We start from the raw sequence: 15,659 nt of genomic DNA on the forward strand, positions 1-15,659 counted from the left end.
ATGACCGAGCAGCGGATCGTCGTGGACATCGACGACGCCGGTGTGGCCACGGCGACGCTCAACCGAGCCGACAAACACAACGCGCTCGATCCGGCGATGTTCGACGCCCTCATCGACGTGACGGGGACCCTCGCCGAGGACAACCGCGTCCGGGCCGTGGTCGTGCACGGGGCGGGCAAGAGTTTCTGTTCCGGCCTGGACGTGTCGAGCCTGGGCCAGGGTGGCGGGGTGAATTCGCTGCTGGAGCGCGAGCCCGGCGTGCTCGGCAACCACGCGCAGCGGGTGTCACTGGACTGGGGGCGCATCCCGGCGCCGGTGATCGCGGCCATCACCGGCAACTGCTTCGGCGGTGGCCTGCAGATCGCGCTGGGCGCCGACATCCGCTACTCGACCCCCGACGCGCGCCTGTCCATCATGGAGGTCAAATGGGGTCTGGTGCCCGACATGGGCATCACCCAGACCCTCCCGCGACTCGTGTCCGCCGATGTGGCAAAGGAACTCACGTTCACCGGACGCATCGTCGATGGCGCCGAGGCCCAACGACTCGGGCTGGTCACCCGCGTCGTCGACGATCCGCTCACCGCCGCACTGGATCTCGCGCACGAGATCGCGTCGAAGTCCCCGCACGCGGTCCGCGCCGCCAAGCGTCTCTACGACGAATCGTGGGCGGGCACGGACCCGGCCGCGGCGCTGATGCTGGAGAGCGCACTCCAGGTCGGACTGATGGGATCACCCAATCAGATGGAGGCGGTACACGCCGGGATGGCGCGACGCGAAGCGCGCTTCGCCGACCCGGAGTGACCGGATGCCCTTAATGGCTCGTCGCTTTCGCTCTTGCGCCCCCCTCTGCTCCCTAATCCGAAAGAACGCCCTGCCCCCTGCTCCCTGAGGAGCGCCCGGAGCTTGCGGAGGGCGCGTCACGAAGGGTCTTCGCAACCCGACTCACCAGGACCCTTCGTGACGGCATCCGCAAGCTCCGGCCTCCTCAGGGAGCGGGGGTGATCAGTTCGACAGTCCGGCGTCCTTGCTGCCGTAGGCATCTCGGAGCCGTGGCTTGACGACCTTCCCCCCGGCGTTGCGTGGGAGTTCGTCGATGATCACCAGGTCCTTGGGGTGCTTGAACCGCGCGAGGTTCTCGTTGAGGTGCGGCTCGAGATCGGCGAGGGTGAGGTCCTCGACGCCTTCGGCGAGCACGACCACGGCGACCGGCACCTCGCCCCACTTCTCGTCCGCGCGACCGATGATCGCCGCCTCGGTGATGCTCGGATGGCTGAACAGGACGTTCTCGACCTCGGCGCAGTAGATGTTCTCGCCGCCCGAGATGATCATGTCCTTGGCGCGGTCGACGACGTAGAGGAAACCCTCTTCGTCCTGGCGCACCAGGTCGCCCGAGTGGAACCAGCCGCCGCGGAAGGCTTCTGCGGTCGCCTCGGGCTTGTTCCAGTAGCCGATCATCATGTTGGGCCCGCGATACACGATCTCGCCGACCTCACCGGGTTTGACGTCGTTCATCAGCGGATCGACGATGCGCGCGGTGACCGCCGGGACGACCTTGCCGATGGAGCCGAGCTTGCGCAGTGCATCCTTGCCCTCGAGGATCGTCGTCACCGGCGACATCTCGGTCTGACCGAACGCGGTCATGTTGGCGGCTTCCGGGAAGGATTCGTTCATCGCGTTCAGCACGGTGTCCGACGCCGGGGCCGCGCCCCAACTCATCGTGCGCAGCTTGAGCTTCCGGGGACGCGCCTTCTGCGCCGCACACACCGCCTGCCACTGAGCCGGGACCATGAAGACCGAGGTGACGCCCTCACGCTCCAGCGTGTCGAGCATGGTGTCCGGATCGAAGGCGCCGAGCGGGTGGAGCACCGCGCGGACCCCGCGGTAGAAGATCGGTGCGAAGCCGCCGATCCCCGCGATGTGGAACAGCGGCGGCACGATCGAGGCGACGTCATCGGAACCGGACTGTGCCCCGGCCGTGGCGATCGTCGTCACCGCCTGCGCCTGGATGTTCTGATGGGTGAGCATGGCGCCCTTGGGTTTTCCGGTGGTGCCCGAGGTGTACATGATGGCGGCGACGGTGTCCTCGGGCACGTCGACCTCCGGCAGGTCCGACGCGCCCTCGGCCAGTAGGGTCTCGAAATCGAGATGGTCGGCGTTGTCGCTGCCGTCGACGACGATGATGGTCTCGATCTGACCGGTCGACCCCGCGACCGCGTCCGCGATCGGCGCGAGGAGGGTCTCGGTGACGACGACCTTCGCCCCGCTGTCGGTGACGAGGTAGGCAACCTCGGCGGGGCTCATGCGGATGTTCACCGGTACCGGGATGGCGCCGATGAGAGTGGCGCCGAGAATCGCCTCGATGTACTCGGTGCGGTTGAGCAGGGCCATCAGGACCCGATCACCGAACTGGACACCCCGCCGATGGAGCGCGGCTCCGAAGGCGCGCGACCGGTCGTCGAGTTCCTTCCAGGTCGTGTTCTTGTCGAGGTAGGTGATCGCCGTGTTGTCCGGGGTCATCATGGCGTGCCGGCGGACCTGGTTGTTCCAGTGATTGCGGCGCGAGCGGTACGGCTCGGTGGTCAGATCGACCGTGGCCTCGGCACTTGCAGTCATGACTGCCTCCATTCGTCGAGCGAGGCTCGACCCGTTGTGAAGCCCTCGGTGAGGGTCCGGCACTGTTGTGTCCCGAGTCACACATTAGGTCGTCGGTGTTGCCAGAATCAGGCATTCCCGCCGTTTGGTGACACCAGGCCGACGCCACCCTCGACCGTGCGTCGTTTTTCGTCGGGCTCGCGACGATGCCTACTCAACCTCGCGCGCACGTCGTCGCAGATACTTTCGCGCTCGCTCGTCGCCGGTGAGCTCGGCGGCCCGCTCGAAGTGCTCACGCGCCGCGTCGGAGTGCCCGGCCCGAACCAGCAGATCTGCCTTCGCCGCGTGGAACGGGCCGAAACCCGCGGCGTCACCGCCCAACTCGTCAAGCAGGGATAGTCCATCTGCGGAAGAACTCGCCCGCCCGACGATCGCAGCGTGGGCGATTTGCGCACCAAGCGTCGGCGCCACGGCCATGAGCGCGGACGACAGCGACTGTAACGCAGCCCAGTCGACGACACCGGTGCGTGCGCGGTCGGCATGGACGGACTGCATCGCGGCCTCGAGCTGGAACCGACCGTGCGGCCGGCCGAACACCGATGCGCGTCGAAGCATCGCTTCCCCGTCCCGGATGAGCGCGACATCCCAGGTGGCCGGATCCTGCTCCTCGAGCGGGATGAACGGGCCGGTCCGTGCCGGCGCCCGCGACAACGACAGCGCGATCAGTGCAGCGAGACCCCACGCCTCGAGATCGTCGAGCAGCGCGGCGAGCGTGACGGCCAGGTGCAGCGACTCCCCCGCCATCGATTCGACGGTGTCGGGATCGGTCCCGTCGGCGTCGTTCCATGCGATCGCGAAACACCCATAGACCGCTTCCAGCACAGCGGGGAGTCGCTCCGGCATCGCCGCGCGATCGGGAACGACGAACGGTATACGGGCGTGGCGAATCCTGCGCTTGGCTCGCACGAGGCGCTGCGACATCGTTGCCGGGGCGACCGTGAAGGCGGTGGCGATGTCGGCGGCCTCGAAGCCGAGTACCGACTGCAGCATGAGCGGCGTGTGGGCGGCTGCGTCGATGGCCGGATGGGCGCAGGTGAACAGCAACTCGAGCCGCTTGTCGGGAATCGCGTCGGGGTCCACGTCGTCGAAGGGCATCACAGCAGCGACTCCGGGCGAAAGGGCGTCGTCGAGGACCGTCGACGTACGGTGCGCCGCCGACTTCCAGACGTCGCGCTGCTGGTTGCGTGCGACGGTGAGCAGCCAGCCTTCCGGGTTCGCGGGCACCCCATCTGACGGCCACGAGGTGAGCGCACGTTCGAAGGCGGTGGCCAGTGCATCCTCCGCGAGCGCGAGATCCCCCGACGCGGCGGCGAGAAGCGCCACCAGCCGCGAATAGGACTCGCGGGCAGCATGTTCGGCGGCGGTGTGCGCTTCTCGTCGGGTCATGCGTTGGGGGTCCACGCACCATCAACGGTGTAGGTCGCGCCGGGCCTGATCTCCACGACACCCCACTCGATCGGCGGTGCCTGACGCGCCCACTCGATGGCGGCGTCGAGATCGTCGACATCGATGACGACGGTTCCGCCGAGCTGTTCCTTGGTGTCGGCAAAGGGGCCGTCCTGAACGACGAGCCGGCCGTCGACCTTGCGCAGCGTCGTCGTGACGTCCGAGTGCTGTAGGACTTCGGCACTCACGAGCACGCCGGCGTCTTGGAGGGCCGCGGTGTAGGCCGCGAAGGCGGCCTGGCCCTGAGCGATGGCTTCCTCACCGAGGGTCGACGCGTCCATCTCCGGGTAGTGCAGCAGCAGCGAGTAATGCATGATCAGGCCTCTCGTTCAGCGGGCCGCTCGTCGGTCCGTGTGCAGTGATGACGAGCGTGCCGGACGCCATTCGACACATTCGGCACATCGTTCTTCGATTACCGCTGCCCCTAATCAGAAGGAGCGCATAACCCCTGCTCCCTGAGGTGCGAGGAGCGCAAGCGACGAGCCACGAAGGGCCCGGCGAGACAAGTTGCCACACCCTTCGTGGCTCGCTTCGCTCGCACCTCAGGGAGCATTCCTTTGGGACGTTCACGACTGTTTTATTGGTCACGATGGCCGCCAGGCCGCAGATATTGAGGAGGCCCGGAGCTTGCGGAGGGCCGTGTCCCCTCGCTCCCTGAGGAGGCCCGGAGCTTGCGGAGGGCCGTCACGAAGGGTCGTCACGAAAGGCCACCACTAACGAAGCCGGTCAGCGCGGGCCGCGGCATCGGGCCACATCGCAGGGCACGGAAGACCGGGTACGGTCGCTAGCTCGAAGTGCCACCACTCGTTGGCGAAGGTTCGGCACAGACCCCAGCGGTAGCCGGTTCGTTCGAGCCAAGCGGCGCCTTCCCGGGGGCCGACGTCGATGGCGTGGCCGCTGACATGTGGCGACTCCTCCGCCGGCAGCACCCACCGTCGAGCAGCTTCCGGGCTGCCATAGGTCGTGATCGCATCGCGCCACATCTGACGCTGCTCCGCGTCTGTCCGCTTACCGGACGTGATCCACAGCGAGACCCCCTGTGCGCGTGCGCTGTTCGACGCCTGCTGGTAGGCCACCGCCAGCGCTGGATCGAGGCCGGCGGTGGGCGGCGCGGCATTCGCCGGTACGCCGCCGAGTCCGGATAGCAGCAGGGCCCCGAGTACGGCGGTACAGATGACCGTGATTCGCCGGGCCGCGATGTCGATGAACCTCATGACCGCAGTAAACCGTACGACCGACGCCTATCGCATCGAACCGTCGGAGCTATTACCGTTTACTGCGGGTGGGCCGCGTGCGAGCCTGTGGAGGGTCGGAAAAATGAAGAAACGTCTGGTGGTCTGTTGCGACGGCACGTGGAAGTCGTCGAAGGACCCACGAATTTCGAATGTCGAGAAGATCGCCCGAGCCGTCACCACCGATGCCGACGACGGCGCCGTGCAGTTGGTCCATTACGTCAACGGTGTGGGAACCGGGTCGGGCTGGTCCGACCGCGTCATCGGCGGGGCGTTCGGTCGCGGCCTCGATGCCAACCTGATCGATGCCTACCGATTCCTCGCCCTGAACTACGAGCCCGGCGATGAGATCTTCGTCTTCGGGTTCAGTCGCGGCGCATACACTGCACGGAGTCTCGGGGGCATGATCTGGCACATCGGCCTTGTCACCCCGCTCGAACTCGCGCAGCACCCGACCGAGAACCTGTTCGAAACAGTCCTGCGGTACTACCGGATGAAGCGGGAGGATCGTCCGGCGAAGACCCCAGGCGCCCCGGTGCCGGTCAAGTTCATCGGCGTCTTCGACACCGTTGGTGCCCTCGGCGTTCCCGGCATCACCCGCGTCAAGCACAAGTTCCACGACGTGAAGCTCGGCAAGAACGTCGCAGTGGCCAGACAGGCGCTCGCCATCGACGAACGTCGGCTGACATTCGATCCCTGCGTCTGGGAAGTCGACGAGGCAGATGAGGGCGAGATCGACGTCAAACAGGTGTGGTTCGAGGGGGTCCACTCCGACATCGGCGGTGGTCTGGCGGTCACCGAACCATCGGAACTGAGTCTGTCCTGGATGGTGCGCGAGGCGGAACTTGCCGGCCTGCAGTTCTGCTACAAGCGATTCACGCCCATCAGCTTCCCCATCGACCCGTCGAATGAGAAGTACACGACCAACAAGTCGATGAACGCCGCGTACCGCATCGTCAACATCTTCAAGCTCGCGTTCGGCCCGCTGCGGATGCGCGGAGAAACCGTGCGCCACAAGGGTCAGTCGCGATTGCTCGAGGCGAACAAGAATGATCCAGCAAGGCCGCTGTACATAGCCGCGCCCGCGCTCACTCGGTGGACTGACGACATCGGGTCACGCAAGAAGAGGGCGACAAACATCGGCGAGTGGGAGAAGCTGATCGAGGACTTGTCGGTCCGCGCGATCGAGATTCCTCCGCTCGAGGCGCCGGTGACTACCCGGCAACCGGCATCCCCCGCGTCAGGGTCGCTGCTTCCACAGCAATAGTCACTGCGGGGCAACGTCTTTTGTTGCAGCGATCTGGATGAGGTTGCCGCACGTGTCGTCGAAGACCGCGACGACCGCAGGTCCGATATCGGTCGGTTCTTGGGTGAACTCCACGCCGAGGCCGCGTAGCCGCTCGTACTCGGCCTGAACATCGTCGACGGCGAACTGCGCCAACGGGATTCCGTCTTCGATGAGCGCGTCCCGGTAGGGCTTGACTGCGGGGTGGCCAGACGGTTCGAGAAGGAGTTCCATTCCCTTGGGATCGTGAGGGGAGACCACCGTCAACCACCACGTGTTCTCCCCCATCGGAATGTCATGGCGAGTCGTGAATCCGAGTATCTCGGTGTAGAACTCGTGTGCCTTGCGCTGGTCGTCGACGAAGACGGACATCAGTGTCATTCTCACGGCAGGTCCTTTCGAGGGGCGGGCCACCGCTCGGAGATCTCGCCGAGCGGTGCGGGGTCGAAGTAGTGGTATTTGGAGCGTCCGCGTTTCTCGGTGTGGACGAGCCCGGCCGTTTCCAGCACGCCCAGATGCTGCGAAATCGCCTGCCGGCTCAGGTTGAGCCCACGCCGAGACGTGAGGCGACCGCAGATCTCGAACAACGTCTGGCCGTCCCGTTCGACCAGCTCGTCGAGGATTGCGCGCCTCGTCGAGTCATCGAGTGCATGGAACACGTCGGCCACACCTGACAATAGGCAAGTCGCTACTTGCATGTCAATGGTGGGCGTCGCGCCCGCTGCTTCGTGCGGCGCGCTCCGTCTACTCCCTGTGGCGCACCCTTGCTCCCTGAGCTGCGATCGAAGCGAGCCACCAAGGGTCAGCCCCCTGTAGGCCGCTCACCAGACCCTTCGAGGCTCGTCGCTTGCGCTCCTCGCACCTCAGGGAGCAAAAAGGTGGGCACCTCAGGGAGTAAGGGGATGTGCCTCAGAGCGCAGTGGGTGGGATGCGCGGAATGAGCAACGCCCCTAGCCCCGCGCACTCCCGAGGTACGCCTCCTCGATCCTCCCGATGTCACCGGCAAGCGACGCCGCGGAGTCCGTCAGAGCGATTTCGCCGTGGACCAGCACCACCGCCCGATCCGCGATGCCGAGCGCCAGGCGAACATGCTGCTCGACGAGAACCACCGCGGTGCCCTCGGTATCGGCGACATCCCGCAGGACGGGCAGGATCGACTCGACGACGATGGGTGCGAGTCCCATGCTCAGTTCGTCGATCAGCAGCACTTTCGGCTGCTGCAACAGCGCACGCCCGATCGCCAGCATCTGCTGCTCTCCCCCGGACAGCTCGCCCGCGGCGACCTTGAGCCGTGCGCGCAGGGCCGGGAAGTGGTCGAGCACCCGGTCGACAGCGTTGTTCCGAGCCGCCCCGCGTCGGCGAATGGCCAGCTGGAGGTTCTGTCGGGTCGTGAGTTGCTTGAACAGCGACCGGTCGTCCGGAACCAGGACGAGTCCGGCACGCACGGCCGCGCGCGCATCCCCCGCCCGGACCGCGTGACCGCCGACGCTGACCTCGCCATCGAGGCGCGGAAGCAGACCGGCAAGGGTGGTGAGCAGCGTCGTCTTTCCGGCTCCATTCGGTCCGAGCAAGGCGACGATCTCCCCTGCCTCCACGGAGAGGTCGAGACCGTGGACGCAGGCTTTGCCGCGTGAGTACCCGGCGTCGAGGCCGCGGCATTCGAGGACTGTCACGGGGTCATCTCCTTGGTCGTCGAATGTGGCTCGGAGGCTGCGATGTCCGGTGGCGAAGAATCCTCGGACCCCGCGGCCGCCGACGACGGCGTGCCGAGGTAGGCGTTGACGACTGCCGGTGAGCGTCGAATCTCGTCCGGGGTGCCTCCGGCGATGACGGCTCCGAGGTCAAGGACGATGACCCGGTCGCACAGGCTCAGTACGAGATCCATGTCGTGGTCGACGAGGACCATGGAGACGCCGTGTGCCCGTGCGGCGCGCAACCTGTCGCCCAGCCATCGACTCTCGGTGCTGTCGAGTCCGGCGGCCGGCTCGTCGAGCAGCGCGACTTCGGGCTGGCCGCCGAGTACGCGTGCCACCGCGACGAGCTGACGCTGACCCTGCGAGAGATCAGCTGCCACAACGTCACTGAGGTGGCTGATCTCCAGCATCCGCAGGACGTTGCGGACGTTCTCGGCGGTATCCCCCGGCGCACGGCGCGCGGCGATCGCCAGGTTCTCGGCGACCGACAACTCGCCGTAGAGCTCGATGTCCTGGAACGTTCGGCCGAGTCCTTCCCTGCTGCGCCGATGCGGTGCAAGGCCGTTGAGGGTCGTGCCGCCGAGAGTCACTGTTCCGGACGCGGTCGCGAACCCGCTGATGGCGTCGATGAGCGTCGTCTTGCCTGCGCCGTTTGGTCCGATGAGGCCGACGATCTCGCCGGAACGGAGGTCGAAGCTGACTCGGTCGACCGCGGTCACCGCCCCGTAGCGCACCGTGATGTCGTGAGCCGAGAGCAGAACCTTGCCACTGGGCGGTGTGACCGGCGGAGTCGGCGCGGCCTGAGCGTCGTCGTGGGCCGATTGTGGTGCACGACGTCGAGCCGGCATCGGGATCTTGTGCAGATACCCGATCACGCCGTCGGGACTCGTGACGACGGTGAGCACCAGCAGGACTCCGCTGACCAGCATGTAGTAGTCGCCGAACGACGCGTACTTGTCGGCGGCGAAGTACATCACCCCGCCGGGGGCGATGATTCCGGCTAGGAGGGCTCCGGAGATCGATGTGACGCCCGCGATGTAGAAGACCGCGAACAGCCCGATGCCGGCGAAGACTGCGTAACTACCGGCGGTGGCGAGAGTCTGCTGGTACGCCAGCAGCGATCCGCCCAGTCCGGCCAGGAACGACGCGATCGCAAAGGCGATGAGTTTGGTTGCGCCGACGTTGATCCCGGCCGCGGCTGCGGAACGTTCGTTGGCGCGTACGGCCAGCATCGACGCGCCGAGCCCACTACGACGCAGAACCGCCACCCCGTACGCCATCAGGGCCAGCACCACGAGGCACAGGACCCCGAACGCGATGCGCGGATACCCCTCCCCCGCACCGATGCCCAGGTCGATGCCGAACAGTGACGGGGATTCGACAGGCGCACCCTGCAATCCGCCGTTGAGCGACGGGTTGCGGAACCAGAACGCCTCGCAGAACACGGCGAGAGCGAGCGTCGCGACCATGAGCGGTAATCCGCGCACCCGAAGAGCGGGCAGGCCGACGATCACGCCCATGACCATCGCCGCGCAGGCTGCGAGCAGCGGGGCGAGCGGGAACGGGATGTTGAGGTCGTCGGTGAGTCGGCTGAGCGCGTAGGCGCCGACGCCGGCGAGCGTCAGTTGCGCGAGCGACACCTGGCCCGCGTACCCGGTGACGACGACCTGGGACAGCGCGATGATGGCGTAGATCATCGTGGCGATCACGGCGAGCCGGAGACTGCCGGAGGTGGTGACGAGTGCCAGGACCGCGACGACGACACCGACGATCCCCGGGAACACCAGACGGTTCGGACGCGGTGACCGGCCAAGGTCGTTGCGGGTGACCGCGCCACGGCCCGGCAATGGACGCCCGCGGATGAGGAGGAAGCCGATGATGAGGATCAGCGGGACCGCCTCGGCGACACCGGCGTCGGGCATCCAGTCCCAGGTGGTCTGGAGTTTGGTGGCCTCGGACTGCAGCATGCCGATGACAAGCCCGGCACCGACCGTGATCGATATCGCGGTGAAATTGCCGACCAGCGCCGCCGCGAGGGCCGGCACGATGAACATCGTGTAGGCCACGGGATTGAGTGGAACGATCGGGGCGATGAGCACGCCGCCGAGTCCGGCAGTTGCCGACGACAACGCCCAGTTGGCGACCGCGATCCGGTCCGGTGAGAGGCCGGTGACGAGTGCACCCTTCTCGGATTCCGCGGCCGCCTCGGTCGCCACGCCGAAGCGGGTGTAGCGCAACACGAGTCCCGCGCAGATCGCGAGTCCGACGATGACCACGGCCAGCATCAGACGGTCCGTCGGAACTGCGCTGGATCCGATCGTGAACGTGTCGACGTTGAAGATGGGTCCGACGCTGGGTGCGTTCTCGCCGACCCGCAGCGCGATGAGCGCCTGGATGACGAGCATCAGACCGATCGCAGCGACCGCCTTGGCCAGCGCCGGGGCGGCCCGCATCGGGCGGAACACCAGTAGGTACAGGATGACGCCGAGGATCGCGGCGACGGCCACGGAAATGAGTAGCGCTGCAGCGACTCCCAGTTCGGACCCGAGCGAGATCGTCGCCGGGAAGCCGGGGATGGGGTTGAGGAGTTCTCCTTGGCGCAGAAAGGCGTACGTGTAGGCGGCGTACAGCGCCACGGCGCCGGTGGCGAAGTTGACTACGCCGGAACTCTTGAACGTCATCACCAGCGCCAGGCCGAGGGCGGCGAAGACGGCGCCGTTGCCGAGGCCGAGGACCAGGAAGGCGAGATGGTCGGTCATGGGACTCCCACTGGGAAGTGCGGGGATCGGGGGCCGCGCGGACGCGACCCCCGATTTGGAGCGGAACTAGTTGTTGGTGACGACGGTGTTCTCGAGCTTGGCGTCGGCGGTCACGTCGCTGACCAGGATCGCCTTGCTGCACAGCGACGTCAGCGGCGGGAACGCCTGGCCGTCGCAGGTGAAGGTGATGCCGGGTGCGGCCGGGAGCGGGACGTTCTTCGCCTGTGACAGCGCGGTGGTGAACGTCTGGGCGTCGACGGTGCCCTCGAGACCGTTCAGCTCGCCGAGTGCGGTCACGACCTGGTAGCCGATGTAGGCGAGGCCGGCCGGGTCGGTGTCGGGCGCGTATTGCGCCATGACGCTGCGATATTGGGTGACGCTCGGGTCGTCGGAGCTGAGGTTGACCGTGGTGAACGCCTTGGCGCCGGAGACCGCTTCGTTGCCGACGGCGTCGAGGACGGGCTTGTCGAGGCAGCTGGCGATGAGGTACTTCGAGGCGTCGGGGGCGACGGTCTGCAGCGTCTTGAGGACCGAGATGCACTGGCGGGTGTCGCCGAGGATGCTGACCGCATCCGGGTTGTCGGCGAGGCCGGCGGTGATCTGCGGTGTCAGGTCCGCCGCGCCGACCGGCACGGTGACGACGTTGAGTGCGACGCCGGCACGTTGGAACATCGGATCGCCCAGGGCTTTCACGGATGCGGCTGCGTCACCGGAGTCGCCGATGATCAGGGTGACTTTCTTGAGTCCGTCCTTGGCGGCGGTCGCAGCTTGTCCGGCGAGAACGGCGACGATGCCGCCGGAGAGCATGAACGAGCCGGGAGTGGCCATCTCGGCCTGTGACACCGGAGCCTGTGCGACGAACGGGATCTTGGCACCGGCGATGATCGGCAGCATGACCGCACCCTGCGCGCCCAGCGGCGAGACGACGACCGAAACCTGCTGCTCCACCATCTGATTCGCGCACTTAGTGGCCGAGGCGGGCTCTTCTTGCTGCTTGCACACCACTAGCTCGATCTGATGACCGCCGATGCCGCCACCGTTGTTGTTCAGGTATTCGACGGCGGCTTCGCTGCCCTCGCGCACCATCGGCGTCGTCACCGCACCGCCCTCGGGCACGATCAGCCCGACCTTGACCGGGTCGCCGGTGGCCGGATTGCTGGGGAGCTGGCTGGTCTCGCCGGCGGTCGAGCTCTCCGAGCTGTCGTCGGCGCAGGCCGTCAGCGCTCCGAGCGCGAGCACCCCGGAACAACCGATCACCGTCGCGGTCCGAAGCACACGCCTGAGTGCACTGGGTGATTTCATGCGATCCCCTTCGATCGTGATTCGACAAGTCGCCGCCCCGCTGCGGAGACGGACGAAATGTCGGATTTGCTGACTCGGTGGCGACTGTAACCTGCAGGTCGCGGTCGTCGGTTGGATTCGAAGTATTCTGTCCTGCAATGAGTCTCGGCTCGGTTGACGACCGATGCGCATGGCAGCACAAGTCGTCGGTCCGGCGCCGGAAGATCCCCCGCGGTCGACTCGCGTGAGGTCGTCTCATGGATCGACGACCTCACACTGGACTCAGAGCAAAAAGTTAGACGCCCATCCAACCTTTGGGGGCGGAATGCAAGAATTGGTCGGTCGGGGTCGCCCCGCGCACACGGAAGGCACCACTGTGACCGAAGCTCCGGCCATGGGCCGGCGGGAACGCAACAAGAAGCAGACGCGCGAACGCCTGCTGATCGCTGCGCGTGAACTGCTCGCCTCCGAGGGGAGCGCCGCGACCGTCGAGTCGATCGCCGAGCGCGCCGAGGTGTCGCGGGCGACGTTCTTCAACTACTTCCCGAGCAAGGACGACCTGCTCACCGATCTGTACGCCCAGCTGATGGGGACGTTCTCGCACGTCGTCGACGCGATGCTCGACAAGCCGCTGAGTACGTACGAGCGCGTGGTGGGTGTGTTCGTCGATTTCGCACGGTCGTCGGTCGCCGACCCGGACTACATGCGGACGGTGACGAGCGAGATCGAACGGATTTCGTCGATGTCGGGGACGCTCGGTGAACGCAGCCACGTGTTCACGTCGGAGGTGCTGCGGCTCATCGAGCGCGGCGTCGAACAGCAGGATGTGCGAACCGATCATCCGCCGGAGTTCCTCGCCCAGATGGTCGCGGCGATCTACGTGTCGAGCATGCGGTACTGGCAGATCGACCCCGGCTTCGAGGTGAGCGAGAGCTTCGAACGCGCCGGCCGGTACGCCGCGGAGTCGCTGCTGCCGCGGTAGGGCTGGTCAGTCGTCGGGCCGCGCCACGTCGGCCTCCCACCGCTCCCGGCGCTCGTCCTCGGTCTGCTCCCACCACGGGGTCCCGCGCTCTCCCAGCGCGACCTTCGCCGCCTGGACGCCCTGGCGAGACTCGGGTGCGCCCTTGGTTCGCTTCACGTCCCGACGCCACGCCATGAGGATCGACTGCAATTCGGACCGCCGTTCGTCGGGGATCAGCGGATCCGTTGCCCGCCACTTGCGGCCGTTCACGATGATGTGGTGGCCGTCGGGCGTGCGTTCGGGCTCGGGCATGGATTCCACGGTGCCACGCCGTTTCGCCGCCCTGTGTGACCGGGATCTCGTTTGGGGTCTCACCTGCGGCTTCGTTGGCGCTTCGGGCTGACTCTCAGTGTCTGCTTATGTCGGGGAAGGTAACTTCGCCGTGTCCTTGCCGATACCGAACTGTTACCCAATCTGAGATGGACAACGCTTTGCCTCTTCACCGACTGAACGCCAACTCTTCGACGCGCCCCGCCACCCGCGCCCTGCTCGACTCGACGTCGCGCACGCGTCGCCCTGGCCGCCATCGTGCCACGTCGCACTCCACCGCCCGCACGGCCCTGCGAACGGGCGCGTTCGCCGCGTTCGTCGGCGCGGTCGGCCTGAGTGCCGGCGCCGCCGCGCAGGCAGCGGCGCAGCCCGCTCCCCCGCCTGCGCCGAAGATCGCGCTCCCCGAGAACGTGAAGCTGCCGGCCGGCGTGGTCCTGCCGCCTGAGCTCGACGACCTCGCTCGCGACGTCCTGCCGCCGTCAGTGTTCGGCCCGGGCAGCTCCGACCTCCCTGGTATCAAGAAGGCAGTGAAGCCGGTCAGCGGCACCGTGACCTCGGGCTACGGCCCGCGCTGGGGCACCCACCACAACGGAGTCGACATCGCGAACAAGATCGGAACGCCCATCTACGCCGTGACCGACGGCGTCGTCCTCGAGTCCGGTCCGGCTTCGGGCTTCGGCCAGTGGGTCCGCGTGAAGCAGGACGACGGCACCGTCGGCGTCTTCGGACATGTCAACGAAAGCTTCGTCCACCCCGGCCAGCATGTGCGCGCCGGTCAGAAGATCGCGACCGTCGGCAACCGCGGTCAATCCACCGGTCCCCACCTGCACTATGAGGTCTGGGATGCCAACGGCACCAAGATCAACCCCCAGGCCTGGCTCAACAAGCGTGGCGTTCATCCGTGACGGATGGTCGCTCTCGTTCTATGACGTCGGTCCCGCGACGAGAGGCCAAGCGGGGATCTGAGCGTCGCCGGTTCCGTGTGCCTGGACGTCAGCTGGACTGAGAATATTGTTCGTCGCCGGGAAACGTGATGCAAGGCGACAGGGACGTTACTGTCCACGGCGGACCATACGAAACGATTGAACGAGTGAGGACGACGGAGAATCCCTCGTCGTTCGTGACCTTCCGTTCGTCCGCCGAGTCCTTTTGCGCAATCTCAACAGGCTTGTACCCGCGCGACTCAAGTACGGAGAAGCCGCGATCGACCTGTGAGCGTGTCGTCGGTTCGTTGTAATCGACGTTAGTCTCCGACCGAACACTCCACGGCGGCCCGTCGGCGAGCGAATTCTTCCCGGTGCTGCATCCGTGATGCTTTTCCGGATGCGTCATCGGCTGCTCGGGAAAAGGAAGTGCGACCTGCCATACAGGCACAAGTTCGTTGAGGTTCTGGTTGACCGTTCTCCAGGCCACGTCGACGGGCATCTCTAAAGACGGCTTCTCGGCGCGGATCGAACCTTCGCATCCGCCGGTGATTCCGATGAGGCATATTGCAAGAGTCGCCACTGCAGTGATTTGCCTCAATCCTAGGAACCTCAACGGAGTCCACGCTTGGGGTCAACGGCGTGACTCGTTGATCTTAGTTCGCGAATGTTATCAATTCGACGCATTGATTCTACGAGCGACTTCTCGCAGTTTCGCACCATTGATCGCCTTCGCTTTGTTGGAGAAGTCGGTATTGGGAATGACAAAAAAGCGCACCCACCCTTGGTGATACCGTCGGAGAACGCTCGTCGTCTCGAAGTCCAGTTCCTCTCCCTCAATGGTGAGGGTGAACAGATCGCTGTCCAGGGTCGTCTCGGTGGGCTTGACCGTAAACTTCCAGCCATACCCGAGATCCGCGTGGATACGGTTCTCAGGGAGCGTGTCGACTGAAACAAGTTCTATGTACGAGTCGAGCGCCCTTCCTCGTGGGACGTCTGACAGTTCCATGTAAATCGGCGTTGACGTCGAGTACGTGTTGAAGAACTGAGTCAGTGCGTCGATTGCTAGCTGACATTGATTCTTGCCCAAGACTGC

The 15,659-nt window shown here is 66.1% G+C and carries 16 protein-coding genes; 4 read left to right on the top strand and 12 right to left on the bottom strand.

Going from position 1 to position 15,659, the window contains the following annotated elements:
* Entirely contained in the window at positions 1-801 is an 801-nt protein-coding gene (locus ACFVHY_RS15880) for a crotonase/enoyl-CoA hydratase family protein (protein ID WP_390273495.1), read from the top strand.
* A gap of 201 nt (positions 802-1,002) precedes the next feature.
* On the opposite strand, the gene fadD5 is transcribed toward ACFVHY_RS15880, so the two are convergent.
* From fadD5 to ACFVHY_RS15900, 4 genes are all read right to left on the bottom strand, one after another.
* Positions 1,003-2,613, bottom strand: a complete 1,611-nt coding sequence (gene fadD5 / locus ACFVHY_RS15885) for a fatty-acid--CoA ligase FadD5 (RefSeq protein ID WP_390273498.1) — start codon at positions 2,611-2,613, stop codon at positions 1,003-1,005.
* Positions 2,614-2,802: 189 nt separating this feature from the next.
* Positions 2,803-4,038, bottom strand: a complete 1,236-nt coding sequence (locus ACFVHY_RS15890; protein ID WP_390273501.1) for an RNA polymerase sigma factor — start codon at positions 4,036-4,038, stop codon at positions 2,803-2,805.
* Positions 4,035-4,412, bottom strand: coding sequence for a YciI family protein (locus tag ACFVHY_RS15895; protein WP_137810613.1), 378 nt, complete (start codon positions 4,410-4,412; stop codon positions 4,035-4,037). The genes ACFVHY_RS15890 and ACFVHY_RS15895 overlap by 4 nt, the downstream gene beginning before the upstream one ends.
* 399 nt (positions 4,413-4,811) lie before the next feature.
* Positions 4,812-5,312, bottom strand: a complete 501-nt coding sequence (locus ACFVHY_RS15900) for a M15 family metallopeptidase (protein ID WP_390273504.1) — start codon at positions 5,310-5,312, stop codon at positions 4,812-4,814.
* Positions 5,313-5,415: 103 nt separating this feature from the next.
* On the opposite strand from ACFVHY_RS15900, the gene ACFVHY_RS15905 reads away from it, so the two are divergent.
* The gene (locus tag ACFVHY_RS15905) at positions 5,416-6,597 is read left to right on the top strand and encodes a DUF2235 domain-containing protein (RefSeq protein WP_390273507.1); all 1,182 of its coding nucleotides are present in this window, start codon (positions 5,416-5,418) and stop codon (positions 6,595-6,597) included.
* Here ACFVHY_RS15905 and ACFVHY_RS15910 read toward each other — a convergent pair whose 3' ends face one another.
* The 5 genes from ACFVHY_RS15910 to ACFVHY_RS15930 form a co-directional block, all read right to left on the bottom strand.
* On the bottom strand, positions 6,598-7,002 hold the full coding sequence (locus ACFVHY_RS15910; RefSeq protein ID WP_390273510.1) for a VOC family protein: 405 nt from the start codon (positions 7,000-7,002) through the stop codon (positions 6,598-6,600).
* On the bottom strand, positions 6,999-7,313 hold the full coding sequence (locus tag ACFVHY_RS15915; protein ID WP_390273512.1) for an ArsR/SmtB family transcription factor: 315 nt from the start codon (positions 7,311-7,313) through the stop codon (positions 6,999-7,001). Before ACFVHY_RS15915 ends, ACFVHY_RS15910 begins: the two co-directional genes overlap by 4 nt.
* A 252-nt stretch (positions 7,314-7,565) precedes the next feature.
* Positions 7,566-8,288 carry an ABC transporter ATP-binding protein gene (locus tag ACFVHY_RS15920; RefSeq protein WP_390273514.1) on the bottom strand — a complete coding sequence of 241 codons (723 nt, stop codon included), beginning with the start codon at positions 8,286-8,288 and terminating at the stop codon, positions 7,566-7,568.
* On the bottom strand, positions 8,285-11,068 hold the full coding sequence (locus ACFVHY_RS15925) for an ATP-binding cassette domain-containing protein (protein ID WP_390273515.1): 2,784 nt from the start codon (positions 11,066-11,068) through the stop codon (positions 8,285-8,287). Before ACFVHY_RS15925 ends, ACFVHY_RS15920 begins: the two co-directional genes overlap by 4 nt.
* Positions 11,069-11,134: 66 nt before the next feature.
* Positions 11,135-12,370, bottom strand: coding sequence for an ABC transporter substrate-binding protein (locus ACFVHY_RS15930; RefSeq protein ID WP_390273517.1), 1,236 nt, complete (start codon positions 12,368-12,370; stop codon positions 11,135-11,137).
* Positions 12,371-12,725: 355 nt separating this feature from the next.
* Between ACFVHY_RS15930 and ACFVHY_RS15935 the strand changes: the two genes are divergently transcribed.
* Complete coding sequence (locus tag ACFVHY_RS15935; protein ID WP_390273519.1) at positions 12,726-13,331, top strand: TetR/AcrR family transcriptional regulator; 606 nt, start codon at positions 12,726-12,728, stop codon at positions 13,329-13,331.
* A gap of 6 nt (positions 13,332-13,337) precedes the next feature.
* Here ACFVHY_RS15935 and ACFVHY_RS15940 read toward each other — a convergent pair whose 3' ends face one another.
* Positions 13,338-13,622 (bottom strand): hypothetical protein, encoded by a 285-nt coding sequence (locus tag ACFVHY_RS15940; RefSeq protein ID WP_390273521.1) that lies wholly within the window; start codon positions 13,620-13,622, stop codon positions 13,338-13,340.
* 167 nt (positions 13,623-13,789) lie between these two features.
* Here ACFVHY_RS15940 and ACFVHY_RS15945 point away from each other — a divergent pair, with 167 nt between their 5' ends.
* Positions 13,790-14,545, top strand: a complete 756-nt coding sequence (locus ACFVHY_RS15945) for a M23 family metallopeptidase (RefSeq protein WP_390273523.1) — start codon at positions 13,790-13,792, stop codon at positions 14,543-14,545.
* Between the two features lie 88 nt (positions 14,546-14,633).
* Here ACFVHY_RS15945 and ACFVHY_RS15950 read toward each other — a convergent pair whose 3' ends face one another.
* Together ACFVHY_RS15950 and ACFVHY_RS15955 are read right to left on the bottom strand one after the other, a co-directional pair.
* The gene (locus tag ACFVHY_RS15950; RefSeq protein ID WP_390273525.1) at positions 14,634-15,146 is read right to left on the bottom strand and encodes a hypothetical protein; all 513 of its coding nucleotides are present in this window, start codon (positions 15,144-15,146) and stop codon (positions 14,634-14,636) included.
* A gap of 90 nt (positions 15,147-15,236) precedes the next feature.
* Positions 15,237-15,653, bottom strand: a complete 417-nt coding sequence (locus ACFVHY_RS15955) for a hypothetical protein (protein ID WP_390273527.1) — start codon at positions 15,651-15,653, stop codon at positions 15,237-15,239.
* Positions 15,654-15,659: the final 6 nt, after the last annotated feature.

Source organism: Gordonia sp. NPDC127522 (assembly GCF_042672305.1).
Classification (GTDB): Bacteria; Actinomycetota; Actinomycetes; order Mycobacteriales; family Mycobacteriaceae; genus Gordonia; species Gordonia hongkongensis.